At 44.5% G+C, this 13577-nt stretch carries 11 protein-coding genes and 1 pseudogene; 7 read left to right on the top strand and 5 right to left on the bottom strand.

The genetic code is table 11. The features are described from left to right. Positions 1 to 181: 181 nt before the first annotated feature. Both AB6E52_RS11605 and AB6E52_RS11600 read right to left on the bottom strand, forming a co-directional pair. Complete coding sequence (locus AB6E52_RS11605; protein WP_017069848.1) at positions 182 to 1207, bottom strand: GGDEF domain-containing protein; 1026 nt, start codon at positions 1205 to 1207, stop codon at positions 182 to 184. A 9-nt stretch (positions 1208 to 1216) separates the two neighbouring features. Continuing rightward, positions 1217 to 1672: a hypothetical protein gene (locus AB6E52_RS11600; RefSeq protein WP_017069847.1), complete on the bottom strand. Its 456-nt coding sequence runs from the start codon at positions 1670 to 1672 to the stop codon at positions 1217 to 1219. A gap of 462 nt (positions 1673 to 2134) precedes the next feature. Between AB6E52_RS11600 and AB6E52_RS11595 the strand changes: the two genes are divergently transcribed. The 6 genes from AB6E52_RS11595 to AB6E52_RS11570 all read left to right on the top strand — a co-directional run bounded on the left by AB6E52_RS11595 (position 2135) and on the right by AB6E52_RS11570 (position 7697). Then, complete coding sequence (locus AB6E52_RS11595; protein WP_102320973.1) at positions 2135 to 2509, top strand: cytochrome c; 375 nt, start codon at positions 2135 to 2137, stop codon at positions 2507 to 2509. A gap of 37 nt (positions 2510 to 2546) precedes the next feature. Then, the gene (ccoN, locus tag AB6E52_RS11590; RefSeq protein ID WP_102320974.1) at positions 2547 to 3971 is read left to right on the top strand and encodes a cytochrome-c oxidase, cbb3-type subunit I; all 1425 of its coding nucleotides are present in this window, start codon (positions 2547 to 2549) and stop codon (positions 3969 to 3971) included. Beyond that, positions 3972 to 4586, top strand: coding sequence for a cbb3-type cytochrome c oxidase subunit II (locus AB6E52_RS11585; RefSeq protein ID WP_017064719.1), 615 nt, complete (start codon positions 3972 to 3974; stop codon positions 4584 to 4586). Beyond that, positions 4583 to 6739: a cytochrome c gene (locus tag AB6E52_RS11580; protein WP_102320975.1), complete on the top strand. Its 2157-nt coding sequence runs from the start codon at positions 4583 to 4585 to the stop codon at positions 6737 to 6739. The genes AB6E52_RS11585 and AB6E52_RS11580 overlap by 4 nt, the downstream gene beginning before the upstream one ends. Positions 6740 to 7004: 265 nt before the next feature. After that, positions 7005 to 7232: a PAS factor family protein gene (locus AB6E52_RS11575; protein WP_004730426.1), complete on the top strand. Its 228-nt coding sequence runs from the start codon at positions 7005 to 7007 to the stop codon at positions 7230 to 7232. A 282-nt stretch (positions 7233 to 7514) separates the two neighbouring features. Then, positions 7515 to 7697: a hypothetical protein gene (locus AB6E52_RS11570; RefSeq protein ID WP_004730424.1), complete on the top strand. Its 183-nt coding sequence runs from the start codon at positions 7515 to 7517 to the stop codon at positions 7695 to 7697. A 171-nt stretch (positions 7698 to 7868) separates the two neighbouring features. Here the strand turns inward: AB6E52_RS11570 and AB6E52_RS11565 are convergent, their stop codons facing one another. The 3 genes from AB6E52_RS11565 to AB6E52_RS11555 form a co-directional block, all read right to left on the bottom strand. After that, entirely contained in the window at positions 7869 to 9161 is a 1293-nt protein-coding gene (locus AB6E52_RS11565) for an alpha/beta fold hydrolase (protein WP_017064721.1), read from the bottom strand. A gap of 396 nt (positions 9162 to 9557) precedes the next feature. Then, positions 9558 to 10295 (bottom strand): DUF3726 domain-containing protein, encoded by a 738-nt coding sequence (locus tag AB6E52_RS11560; RefSeq protein WP_017064722.1) that lies wholly within the window; start codon positions 10293 to 10295, stop codon positions 9558 to 9560. Further along, positions 10292 to 12103 carry a hypothetical protein gene (locus AB6E52_RS11555; RefSeq protein ID WP_102320976.1) on the bottom strand — a complete coding sequence of 604 codons (1812 nt, stop codon included), beginning with the start codon at positions 12101 to 12103 and terminating at the stop codon, positions 10292 to 10294. The genes AB6E52_RS11560 and AB6E52_RS11555 overlap by 4 nt, the downstream gene beginning before the upstream one ends. Positions 12104 to 12416: 313 nt before the next feature. Between AB6E52_RS11555 and AB6E52_RS11550 the strand changes: the two are divergent. Then, positions 12417 to 13052 (top strand): annotated as a pseudogene (locus AB6E52_RS11550) (LysR substrate-binding domain-containing protein); the annotation flags it as partial. Positions 13053 to 13577 lie beyond the last annotated feature (525 nt).

Here is a 13577-nt window from a genome sequence, read left to right as displayed (position 1 = left end):
GAAAGCCACTATAGCTATAACTAGTAGTAGAACTATCTTCATCAGAGCAGGAGCTCTCTATTGGCTGCACATTGAATGAGGAGGCAAATAAAGAATGGCAAAAGCCATGATAGTGAAGCGGGAGAATGGTGAGCGTACAGTCAACAAAACCTAATGATCTAACTTATCGCTGATGCGGGGATTAACTCTGCATCGTCGTTAGTAGCTCCATCATATCTTTAGAGCTGATGTTCTTCTTATGCCTGACTACAGCGTCAATCATCAATTCTAAATTCCCCGCAGAGATATAATCCTTAAGCACGTCATTGAATTTTTCCTGTATCTCATCACTTGTGTACAATTGCTCAGGAATGAAGAATAGAAACTGACTGCCACTACTACGAAACGAGATAGTACTTTCCGGTACCTTTGCCGTCAGGGACTTAGCAGCTGAACTCACCACCAAGTCTCCATATTCAAGTCCATACTTTTGGTTTATCTCACTAAGGTTTCTGATTCTTACAAAGTAAAGGTCGAAATTACCGTTTGTTGGATAGCTGTTCTTAACAAACTGCATGAGCGAGACTCGATTGCGAAAGCCAGTAATGAAGTCGGTAGAATGAAGTTTTCGTTTGATTGCAAAGTCGACGTAAAAAATCGCTCCTGTCACAAGCAGTAGCAACACCAGAAATACGCTGCTTATCTGATGCATCATCACCAACTTGTCGACCATTGTGGTGTTTTCTTCAATAACCGGGCTTTGAAGTCGAAACTTTTCGTTAATAAATTCGACCAGCGTGTTGTAACAAATATCAATTTTCTTCTGCAGTGATTCCTTAGGCAAAGCGCCTTGATTCACCAACTTAATTGAGGATTCTAACGACTTAAACTTTTCAAACTCTGCGGTAAAGTACGGTTTAAAGTTTGCTGAGCGAATAAAATTGGACGATTCAGTGCTGTTGATCAGAATATCAAAACGACTCCAAGTAATGTCATATGCCAACCAAAGTTCATCATAATCAATCGTCTTTGCATGGCTAACCATCAAGAAGTTTGCATACTCTTTGACGAGTTGAAAAACAAACCAAGTGGCCTCATTTTGGCGGTTAGAAAAGCTCTTGTTGATGTCATTAATTCGAGTGACACTGTAGATATTGACGGATAGAACAACCACGGCCAAAGACAAAACAACGACTTTGATTGCGGCCATAGACAACAGCTTCTTCATAATTAGCCTCTACAGGTGAATATCACGAATCTGCCAAATCATCTTGGCATGGAAATCAGGGGTATTGGTTTCAGGGTTCGCAGAGATTGGGTAAATCAACCAAAACGGGCCTTTCTCTCTCACAGACATAAACTCCCCATTCTTTTTAATCGCAATGATGGGTTCATAGGTATCAAAATCTTCTTTGGGCACCGCAATTTTATAGTCATTCAATGCTACGAAAGTGACTTGTGATGATATCGGTAGATCCATATTTTCAAGCACCGTTTGTAACGTCACACCACTATAAACGGTCAGACCCTCGACCCAAGGCAAGGTGGTAGTAATTTCTTTTTGAGGAAGTGACAGGAGTTGCTCTCTACTAAAACCATGCTTTTGCCCGGAGTGGTCGAAAACCGTTAACTCTGAGGCTGCAAAAATCGAAAACGAGCAAAGCCAAAGCATCAACAAGAATACAGTTCTCATTCTAAACTCCATTTAAAAAGGTCACTAATTTGAGTCTAGTATAAATTGACCATTTAACTTGTACCGATACCACTCAGATTGATTGGTATCGCTTTATCCCTAATGCCCCTACACCTCGCTGTTTTTCAATAACTTCGCCGTTTCTCTGTCTCTTCCATCACCGCTCTCGTTCAGCACTCCCTACCCGCTTGACGTATTCCTTCTCAACCGTCTAGTAACAAAAACTCGTATTTTACTCTGCGTAAGTAAACCAATAAGCCCTATGAATACGTATGAAACAACAAAATTAACAATAAATATGAGTAAGTCAGTAGCGAAAATGCTGGTTGCTGCATAACCTTTAATCGAACGTAAGCAGCTTTAAGAGACTTAATAACGAGTTCCAGTCGTTTCTACTTCACCAGTTGATCTCGTGTATTGATCTTAGAAAGCTTACTCATTTCATAATCAAGGGAATCGAGAATGAGTTTGAATATAAAAAAATTTAACCCCATGGCGACACTTTCTACCCTAGTAATGACGCTGGTCATGTTTCCTGTTTCTGCTGAAGTTAATCAAGAGCAATTTGAGTTAGGTAAGCAAAAAGCAAAAGTATGCATGACCTGCCATGGCGTTGACGGCATATCAACACAAGATCCCTACCCGAACCTTCGCGGTCAAAAAGTGGGTTATCTCATCTCTTCATTGAAAGATTACCAGACTCGAGAAAGAACCAGTGGCTTAGCGATTCTCATGCAACAACAAGCCGACACGCTCTCAGACCAAGACATCCGTGACATTTCCTATTTCTATTCTGTGCTCGGCAACGAAACAAGCTCGCTCAGCGATTCAAATTAAGTCAGCGATTCAAAATATCTAGGCAAGGAGCCTTGTTATGGAACAAGTGACAACGCAATACAGCATTAAGGTCGTGAAGTACTTCATCATCGCATCCTTAGTGTGGGCGATTGTAGGTATGATCATCGGCGTGATTCTCGCCGCGCAATTATATTGGCCAGTCTTAAACTTTGATTCTCAATATTTCCAATTTGGTCGACTGCGTCCGTTACATACATCAGGAGTGATTTACGGCTTCGTCGTGAATATCTTGATGGGGACGTCTTTATACATTGCCCAGCGAACAGGACATTGTGACTTGTTCAATAAAAGCCTTTCATGGATGGTCTTTTGGGGCTGGCAATTCATCCTGTTACTTGCGGTCATTTCCTTACCCGCAGGCCACACCAGCTCAAAAGAGTATGCAGAGCTTGAATGGCCAATCGACTTGATGATTGTGTTGGTTTGGGTGCTGTATGCGGTGTTGTTCTTTGGCACCCTTGCTAAGCGTAAGGTCAGCCATATCTTCGTGGCTAACTGGTTCTTTGCTGCATTCATTATCGTCGTTGCAATGATTTTCATCGTGAACAACCTCGCGATGCCTGTGTTGGCGATGAAGTCCTACTCTGTGTTTGCAGGCGCTCAAGATGCGATTGTTCAATGGTGGTGGGGACATAATGCCGTCGGTTTCTTGCTGACCGCTGGTGTGATTGGTATGAACTACTATTTCATACCCAAAGCGGCGGATCGACCTATCTACTCGTACCGTTTGTCTGTGATCCATTTCTGGGGCTTGGTCGGCTTTTACACGTGGGCCGGAACGCACCATTTGGTTTATTCTTCTGTTCCCATCTGGATTCAGAACATCGGCATCGTTATGTCTTTGATCCTGTGGCTCCCTTCTTGGGCAGGCGCGTTCAATAGCGCAATGACCCTCCTACAAAATAAAGAAAAGCTGAAGTCCGACTACATTCTTTTATTCTTTTTCTCAGCGATTCTTTACTACTGCTTGGCAACATTCGAAGGTCCGCTACTCGCTATTCGCTGGTTCAACATGGTGGCACACAACACCGAATGGATCATCGGGCACGTACATTCCGCGGCTCTCGGATGGGTTGGGATGTCAGGGATAGCGGTTTTTTACTACTTCATTCCACGCTTATGGGGCCAAACCGATCTATGGTCACGACGACTGATTAAATGGCACTTTTGGCTTGCTCATGCTGGCGTCGCCACCTATGCAATAGCACTTTGGATCGCAGGCATCGGCGAGGGATATATGTGGCTCGCTCAAAATGAAAATGGCGAACTGATTTACAGTTTTGTAGAAGCTATGGACTTTAAAGCACCTTGGCTATTCATGCGTTTCTTTGGTGGCGCGCTGTTTGTACTTGGATTGTTCTTAATGGCTTTCAACTTGTACAAAACGGTTCGTATGCCCGTAACAAATGATGCTAAACACACTGTTAATGAAGGAGCTTAAATGATGAGTAAAGACTTTACACATTCAATCGTCATTTTAATTTTGACCACTGTTGTCGTGGCCTCCTTCTCTTTATTGGTCTGGGTAGTGCCAAGCATTGTCCGTGGCGATGATATTGCCAAAGGCAGCTTAGCGATGCCTCTCACACCGATTGAGTTAGCAGGCCGAGACATATACATCAGTGAAGGCTGCCATGTTTGTCACACACAAATGGTTCGCCCTCTAGAGCCAGAAGTGAAGCGTAATGGTCGCCCGAACCAAGAAGCAGACGATATCTATGAGTTTCCTAACTTGTGGGGCTCTAAACGTACTGGTCCTGACCTCACTAACTTAGGTAGAAAGTATTCTGACCAATGGCATGCTATTCACTTAATTGACCCTCGAAAAGTCGTACCGACCTCGATCATGCCCTCTTACCCGTGGCTATTTGAGCAGACTCTGACTGGCGATGATATTAGCGCCAAAATGGAAGTGTTACGTACCTTAGGTGTGCCTTATACCGATCAAGAAATTGGTGATGCCCGTTTGCAAGTAAGAGGCAAAACCAAAGGTGAAGCTCTGATTCGCTATTTACAAAGCCTGGGTAAAGATACGTCACAGGAGGTATCACAATGAGCACATTCTGGAATCTATGGGCGGTACTCTTAACCTTAATATTCTTTGTTCTGATGGTGTCTGTTGTCGTTAAATACTGGCGTAGCAATCACAAGGCCGATCACGACCACACCATTGGCACCTTTGATGGTATTGAAGAGAAAGATGCGCCTCCACCTAAGGTGTTATTTATCAGTTATGCAGTGGCATTTCTTTTGTCTGCGGGTTATTTGGTGCTCTACCCCGGGCTTGGAGAATGGGAAGGCTTAGTCGATTGGGAACAAAGCGACGATAAGCTCAGTTCACCATCCACCACTCTCAATGAGCAATTTGCACAAACCAGCGAAACCACGTTAGAGGGATTAGCTGCTGTCCCAGAGATCGTGAACAGCGGTAGGATTCTATTCCAAACTCACTGTGCCGCTTGTCACCGCGATAATGCACAAGGTCAGAAACACTTCCCTAATCTTATCGACCAAGAATGGTTATACGGCGGCAGTGATGAAGCTGTGATCCATTCGATTGCCAAAGGGCGAAATGGAGCGATGCCGGGTTGGAGTGAAATCATGCGCCCAGACGAGGTGGCAAAAGTCTCCTACTATCTAGCCTCCCTCAACCAACGTCATACCGATGTGCCGGAGATTAAAGTCGAGCTCGGTAAAACCTTGTTCGTCCAATACTGTTCGTCTTGTCATGCCGATGGTGCTGTCGCTAACCCAGCGATTGGCGTACCTGATCTTTCCGATGATATCTGGCTTCACGGAGGGAGTATTGAAGAGATTCAGCACACCATCAATTACGGTTTGAACAACCTAATGCCTGCGTTTGATGAGCAGCTCAGTGAGAACGAGATACTCGCGCTTGGGGCTTATATCCGACACGCTGGTGACGTAGAGCAACAACGGCTCGCGAGCTTGAAAGCATCATCTGTTGAGCGCGGAGAATATCTCGCTTATGCGGGTGACTGTGTGGCTTGTCATAGTGCAGAAGGTGGCGAACCCTTTGCTGGCGGCCTACCCTTTGTCACCCCCTTCGGCACCGTGTATTCAACCAACATAACGCCACACACTACCGAAGGTATTGGGACTTATGACTTCGATGATTTCCGAGCGGCGTTAGTCGCAGGTAAAGGCAAGAATGGTTACCTGTACCCTGCAATGCCTTACACCTCCTATCAATACCTCACCGACCAAGACATGGTGGATTTATGGGAATACATGCAGTCAATCACCGCCGTGCCGCGACGCAATGATGACAACAGCATGATGTTTCCATCCAATATTCGCTTAGGTTTGCTTGGCTGGAACATCGTATTCATGGATACCGACCCTATTGATTATGAAGTGCCAGAGGAACTCAAAGGAGAAATTGAGAATGTCGATAAGTGGCAACAAGGCAAATATTGGGTCGCAGGACTTGGTCACTGTTCGGAGTGCCATACACCTCGAAATATTGCCCAAGCACTGATACCAGAACGTATTTTCCAAGGTAACTTGATCGACGGTTGGAACGCGCCTGATATTACAGCCAATGAGCTCTATATCGATGGTTGGGATGAAGCAACACTCACAGACTTTTTACACACAGGACATTCAGACAAAGGCACCGCTTTTGCGGGTATGGCTGATGTAGTGAAAAACAGCCTAAGCTTGATGACGCGTGAAGATATTGAGTCGATGTCCTATTACCTACTCAGTGGGGACATCAACAACACCATTGCCAGTGATGCCGTTCAGTTACAGCCTAAAGGGTTTGATGAAGCTGCGTATGCCAGTGAAATCTACACCACGTATCGTCAAACCTGTGGGGCCTGTCATGGTGACGATGGTAAAGGTCGCGATCCAATCGCCCCTACTCTGTTGAACAACGGTATTATCATGCACAGCGACCCATTCAATACCATTGCGGTAACGGTGCGCGGCTTGCAACCCACCTATCTCGACAAAGACAGAAATTTCATGCCAATGGCAAGTTTTGAGGATGTACTGTCGGATCAACGCTTAGCTGAGTTAATCACGTTTGTGCGTTTAAACCTTGGCGACAGAAATGAACCGGTCACGGCTGAGCATGTTCGAGAGGTAAGAGAAACACTTGAAGCAGCAGGCTATGCAGGTGGATTACACACCACACCTGAAATGTACGAAAATCGAGATAAGAACATTAACATACGATAGGCGCTGTAGCTGTGCGTAGCCGATTGGCTCAATAAACAGCGAACAGCACGTAACTTTTATCTTTGCTAACAAGCCAAAAGGAGACCACTGTGTCTCCTTTTCTTTTGCCCAAACCCGAGTTCCGACACTTTGCCGTACAACACAATTGTAACTAACTGATTACACAATTAAGCAGAGCTGAACATAATGCGATCAATCTCGCAGAACAAAGATGACACCAAGTGCATAATATGCAAAATTTTCTAAAGATGTACTAAGGACAGTTATGGATACAACTACACTCATCTACGATACGTTGGAAGGCCTGTCGAGCGCAAAGCCTCAGCAACACGCTCAAATCCGCCAAAATCTATATAACCAATTAGATTTATCATTTGAGAAGCAGTTGGCTTTGTATTCATCAGTTCTTGGTCCAGCAAGTGCTGGTAGATTGACCGATTTGGATAGTGCAGTGATGTCTGCACGCAAGATTGTTGGCTTAGAAAACAGCTAAGCAATCTTCAACCTATCTCAACTTTAACGCTGCCATTGTGCAGCGTTTTTTTATGGACGCTATTTACGATAAGTAAGGTTGGTTACAATAAATGCTGTTAGTTGCGATAAATACGGTTAGTTGCGATAAACGCGGTTAAGAAGATAAGTGCAGTTAGGTCTGTTTTTCAAGTTACACGCATTCTCATTTGGTTAATCTTATGTTCCATTTTTAACAGGTGTGTAACCACAATAATGGCGCTAATGTTAGTAGCACGTTAACCACACATCGGATGGAAGAATCATGAGAGTACTTATTGAATATACACAAACAGGCAAATACCGTGATCATGCGTGGGAAGCATTAACGATTCGTTCAAAAGGCGAAATTCAAGCTGTAACTCCCTCTTATGCGGCTCAGCTTATCGAACAGAACCGCGCCAGCTTATCGACCACTGAAAATCAAGATATCGTCATCCAACCTTAATGGCTTCAAGGGCTACCCCTCCTAGTTCCTTAAATCGAATAGTTCGATGACATAAAAAAACGCTGCATGGGTGCAGCGTTTTCTTGTTTCTGGCGTATCGTATTTCTAACGTAGATAGTTTCTAAAGTAGAAAGCTTCTAACGCATCTTGTTTCTAGTGCAAATAGCTTGATTACTTTGGCAGATTTTCTAACGCTTCAACCATCGTCATCAATTTATCGACAATCCTTTCGCCGTCTACTCGCAAGCCATTGTGTTCATATTCATTGGTGATCCACGCTTTCGAGTTAGGAATGTTCGCCAATGTTTCACGGCTGTAATCCAACTCAACGTACATGTCATCGGCGTAAACGGCACACGCCATTGGCACTGTATTCTTGCTCAACTGCTCTGCGTTGTACAAAGTGCCCCAGTCCGACTTTTCAGCCAACATGTTCGCGGCTTCACGCAGTGGCTTCAGCGTTTCAAGTTGGTCGAACATCCATGGGTACACCATTTCACCAGTAAACCAGAACTCACTGCCCGATTGGTAGTTGAAGTGTGGGTACTGCTCACGAACACGATGTGCAGACCAGTTAGACGCTGTACCTTGACAGTAAATCGATTCATGCAAGATTGCGTAAATTGGGTTAGTTAAGTAACCCTGCTCTTGCTGCATTTGATTTAGGAAGCTGTAGCTCAGCTGTCTGTTACCGTTCACTTCAACAAACGCACTCTCCAGTGTGAAATACATTGGAAGGTTTGCTTCGCCGCCACCAAGATTAATACCTATTAGCTGGAACTGTTCAACTGTGAACACCTGACCGTTTGGCAGTCTCACATCGTTGTTGAGCAGGTAATCAGAGATCTCGCGACACATAGCTTGTGCTTGTGGGAACTGAGCAAAGAAAGCTCTGTTTTTGTCTTCTACACGCTTGTAAGTCGCACGATAAACATCGTCAGCTTCTCGTTCAATAGAAGGAATGCCGCCCGTCACATAACAACGCTGCAAGCTCTGTGGGAACAGTGACAAATAGCTCAGTGTACAGAAGCCACCAAAGCTTTGACCAATCGTCGACCATTGCTTAATACCAAACTGTTCACGAATCGCTTCAGCGTCACGAACGATGTTATCCGCTCTGAAATGCGTTAAGTATTCGACTTGTTGTTCTGGAGACAAATGCGCCAAAGTTTCATGGCTGATAACCGTGCTGTTGCCAGTACCACGTTGGTCTAGAAGCAGAACACGGTAGTTTTGTAATGCACGCTTTAGCCAACCCGATTGACCACTCACCCGTGGAGAAGGAAAACCTGGGCCGCCTTGAAAGTAGATCAACCACGGCAGCTCTTGCTCATCTTTAGCGAGATCAACCAGCTCACGTGCGAAGACTTGGATCTGTTGTCCATCTTTGGCTTGATAATCAAGTGGCAACTCGAAAGAGTGCTGACGGTACAGGGTGGTTCCATCAATAAAGTTAGCTTGCACGCTTCATTCCTTTTTATCTGATTCTAAAGTCATTGGTACGAATAAAAATGGCACCCTTTGGCACCGTAGTTAGCAAGATACGCATACTAGCTTGTAAATGAAACCGTTTGTTGAACCTGAATGTGAAGGTACTTCATTAAATCGCCAAATTAGCTTTATACGCGTAACAACTTGTGTCAAAACAGAGAGTTTAAGATGTGATCTATTGAGAAGAAGAACAAAAGTGGGACACAAATAAAAAGAGCTTAACGAGGTGAGGATACGTTAAGCTCTTTGGTTTTATCTGTTGTAAATGAGGTTTTTAGGTTGAACAAGCTCAGGCTTTATAGGTTTAGTTTCTATAAGCCAAAGATCTATAAACTGAGCTTCTGTAACTTATAGCTCTATAAAACAAAGCTAAGAAGCCTCGAGCTCACCTGCACCTTGAATTGAACGTTGGCTGTTTTCAACAAGGATAGCCGTCGCCGTTTCTTTCAACGCGCCCCACTCTCCATCGTCAACTTCAATGCCCTCGTTCCACGCCTTCTCTTGAGTTTTAAAAAGCGCTTCCGATTCAATGTGTGTTTGGTAGCCATCTGACAAACGTTCGATATCGAAATCCTGGACGGAAAGCTCGATGGTCATATTGTGGATATGATCGTCCGATGCCAGAGGCAAATCTGATAAAAACAGTTCTGGTGCAACGCAACCACGGTTAAGCACATACAAGGTGCTCTTAGGATTTGAGCCATTATCCCAACGTGCGGTACATGCGATGCCTTTCGCTGCCAGTTTTACAAGCTCACTGTACGCTAACCAACGGTTATGGCAGTTGTTTAGCTCGATTTTCAGCGTCTTTTTACCGACCATTTTTTCAATGGCGTAATCCATCACCACAGGAAGATGACACGCTAAGCTCGCCTTGTGCAGGTCCACTTCAACTGTGTTGTCGCTTGTCACTTGGATGTCTACAGGGCAATCGTCTTCTAGCCCCATAAAGTTGCTCGCATTGTTAAAATGACGAACACCATCCAAGCCAACCATTTGTAAATCTGCCACCATGTTCGCTATCACATCGGCTTCACCACATGTACGACGCATACCCAGAAAGGCTTTATTAACGGCCGCTACCAGTTCATTGTGAGAAACGATCATAACGATTTACCTCCATGTTGAGCGTTGATATGTGTAGGAACTTTATTTGAGTCAGCGATCTCCGCTTCACTTGGTAAGATTGGGAACACCCATTCGTCCTGATGAATTTCATCAAGCAACGGTGCACCTTGGAAAAACGTCACTCGTACCCAACGGTCTGAGCGAGGATCAAACTTAGTCGCTCCAAACATCGCTAGCTTACAACGCAGCAAATGCATTGGTGGCGAGTCTTGGTGCAGCACGTTCATTTGAATGTCGCCCATCGCCTTGTTACCTAACGTCCACACACGGCGCGCAATGGCACGATGCTGCGGTTGTTTAACAAGGAATTCAGCCAATGAAAGCTCTGGCGCGAATTGCAATAAAGCATGGTACAGACGGTAAGCTTGACGGCCGATATCCAACGGCAGTTCGCGCTCTTCGCCGAGTTCCTCGCCTCGAACACCGAGCCTTGGCTCTTCTTTGTCCTGAGAGCGATACCAGAACCAGTAGTTATTTTCTGCTTTCGTAAAGTCAGTCGTGATCGCCCAACGGTACTTTTCTTCTAACACAACCAATAGGTCTTGGATCTTTTTGCCACTAGGAAGCGAGAGTGTTTCGCTACAATTCATATGCTCTTGATGGGCGTCCACTAATTCTGGGTACAATTCCATCAAGCATGAGATAAGGATTTCTTGGGCTTCCATACTCATGTGCTTAGATTGTTCAACTAACTGCGCCCATGTATCGCAATGGTTTACAGAAGCTTCTAGTGACTGTTCTGCGTGTTTTAACTCATCAACAGCGGTTTTGTTCAACTCTTGCTGGTTTTCATTAATGGTAACAACTTGTTCTAAATGACAAATCGCTTTTTTAACGTATCTACGTAGTGGCTCGATCAACGCCGTATCGGTCTGACTAGCCAACACGTCCGCCAATGCATGTTCACGGGTTGTCATCCATTGATCGACAATACTTGGGTGGTTAATAAGGTATGGCGCCATGCCTAAACCAGTCGCATTACCAACACCAAGGTAACGCTGTAATCCTCTATGCAAGGTAATCGCTTGTTCACCGCCCTGTTGCTCAGCTAGGTAATGAACCCAATCTAGGCTGAACTCACGCAGCATATAAACAGCACACATTTGAGCACTGAACGATTGATTAAAATCTGGATTCTTTTCCAAGATTTTAAAGTCAGCAATACCAAACTTACCATTACCATAAACCGCTGTGGTTCGTAGGATGTAGCCAACTTCCGCTAGCTCTTTTGGCGTTGGTTGAACACCTTTAGCCAAGTGACTAACAATATGTTCAAACACTCGTACACTTTTGTTGGCACGCGCTAAAACAAGCACATTGTTAGGCTTACGGCCTGCTTCTTGTAGCGGTACATTCGCACGAAGTCTCTCAAGTAGGGTGACATCAACATCACCAAGAACCAGAGCAAACGTTACGTCCCACTTTTCAGCAATTACACGGTCATTTCGTTCGTCGTCTGCAATCTCATCGCAGAAAACAACCAAATGATAAACATGATTTGGCGTCTCTAGCTTATAGATAACATGACCAAAACCTCGAGCGTCTAGTTGCCACTCATGCTTAGTCACTTTCCATTGCTGTTGCGCCATTTTACGAATCAGAGTTCTTACGAAGCTGATGCGTGTTTGGTGCATAGCACCCAGTCTTTCCTGTGCCATGACGACCGTTGCGTCACGTAGTGCTGATTCAGTGTAGGTAGAACGATGTGCATCCATTTTGCTCACCACCTTATAGTTATAGGATTTTGCTAGCCATTCAGAACCGATCGTTGCTGTCTTTTGAAGCATATATAGCGACAGTATGTTGGTTAGCTTTCACGTTTTTAATCGTTATTGATATGATCGAGGCAAGCGAACTCGCCACTTATTATTTGTCCTGACTAGATCGATTGACCTAAATACGTGCCGCCCGGTGTATCTTCACCAGTACGGTTTTTATCTTCCTTCCGGAATCTTGTATCAGCCTTCTTTCAAAGGCTCACACCTTGTTTATCTTCAGTTTTTAGAGAGCTTCATCTCTACATTTTCTTCTTTATACCGGCATTGATGTTTTATAAGCCTTGATCTTTCGCCATCTTGATTGCGATTTGAGGCGCATTCCAAAGTGATGGCAGCAGGACAACAAGGAAGAGTTAGAATAGCGAGCGTGCCTTCGGTGGCCGCAAAACTCATACCTAGTGTTTTAGGGACATTTTGTGAGCAGTACCCGAATGTAGAAGTGAGTTTGATTGATGATAATGCGGCAGGGGTAGAAGCAAGATTACTCTCTGGCGAGGTGGATGTTGCCCTCGGTAATAGCTCCCATTTAGAAGAAGAGAGCATCGACTTCACGCCTTTGCTTTCTGATCCTATCGGTGTGGTGTGCCTCAAAGATAACCCTATCGCCTCTCAACGGGAAGGAATCGAATGGCAAACCTTGTTAAAGCAGCCCTTCATTCGTAACGGGACTTGCACCCTACTGGACCCAACACCTGCGCGCATGCTCAGCGAACAAGCCCTGTACTCTGTCGAGAACATTACCTCGCTTTTTTCGGTGTTAGAGCTCGGGATAGGCGTGACCACGCTACCTAAGCTGGCTTTCCCAACCAATGAAACCCGCTTGGTGTGGATTCCGCTAATTGACCCACCCTTGCAACGACAAATCGGCATTTTCAGACTGTCTGATCGTACGATCTCGCCACAAGCACAGGCTTTCCATGACTTATGTATTCAATACCTCAGTTATGAAGAGTCATAAGAGAGCCTAGATTAAGTAAATTAGGCAGCGCTCTGCTGCCATTTACTTCCTCAAAACTCGGTGTTTCTTCTCCGCACCATGCTTCTCGCACACCCAGTCCCCCATTTCACTCCTATATCATCAACATTTAGGCGCTGAATTTTCACTCTCGCGCACGCAAATAGTGACAAGCTGACGACAATATAAAAAATATTCGCTTATTGATAAGGAGCGACGTACGTTTAATTTACCAGAAAAACCAGATCTTCCATCATTGCCTCAAACAAGCTTAACCCCTACCAAAATCACACTTCACAACTCAGCTTGTAAATGAACCTAAGTGTTTGAATTGTCTTAATTGATAAGATCATAAGTTGAAAATTTAGCTCGCTACTCCCTTCTAAAAAGACCCTCTTTTTCACAAGGATAAAGCATCTTAAATATTCATGAATAAAGTGATAGAACTATTACTTTCATAAATGAAAAACATTCATTTCAATAATGGAATTATTGATATCAATATTTGTCGTTTTGATCACATAATTT

It is taken from the genome of Vibrio sp. 10N.247.311.13 (genome assembly GCF_041467595.1).
GTDB lineage: Bacteria > Pseudomonadota > Gammaproteobacteria > Enterobacterales > Vibrionaceae > Vibrio > Vibrio crassostreae_C.
The sequence above is the reverse complement of the archived record's forward strand: the minus strand, read 5'-3'. Positions and strand labels throughout refer to the sequence as shown.

Coding starts and splice junctions, on each gene's coding strand:
- AB6E52_RS11580 (WP_102320975.1), top strand. CDS start 4,583: ATGAGCACATTCTGGAATCTATGGGCGGTACTCTTAACCTTAATATTC.
- AB6E52_RS11555 (WP_102320976.1), bottom strand. CDS start 12,103: ATGCTTCAAAAGACAGCAACGATCGGTTCTGAATGGCTAGCAAAATCC.
- AB6E52_RS11570 (WP_004730424.1), top strand. CDS start 7,515: ATGAGAGTACTTATTGAATATACACAAACAGGCAAATACCGTGATCAT.
- AB6E52_RS11560 (WP_017064722.1), bottom strand. CDS start 10,295: ATGATCGTTTCTCACAATGAACTGGTAGCGGCCGTTAATAAAGCCTTT.
- AB6E52_RS11605 (WP_017069848.1), bottom strand. CDS start 1,207: ATGAAGAAGCTGTTGTCTATGGCCGCAATCAAAGTCGTTGTTTTGTCT.
- AB6E52_RS11575 (WP_004730426.1), top strand. CDS start 7,005: ATGGATACAACTACACTCATCTACGATACGTTGGAAGGCCTGTCGAGC.
- AB6E52_RS11585 (WP_017064719.1), top strand. CDS start 3,972: ATGATGAGTAAAGACTTTACACATTCAATCGTCATTTTAATTTTGACC.
- AB6E52_RS11595 (WP_102320973.1), top strand. CDS start 2,135: ATGAGTTTGAATATAAAAAAATTTAACCCCATGGCGACACTTTCTACC.
- AB6E52_RS11600 (WP_017069847.1), bottom strand. CDS start 1,672: ATGAGAACTGTATTCTTGTTGATGCTTTGGCTTTGCTCGTTTTCGATT.
- ccoN (WP_102320974.1), top strand. CDS start 2,547: ATGGAACAAGTGACAACGCAATACAGCATTAAGGTCGTGAAGTACTTC.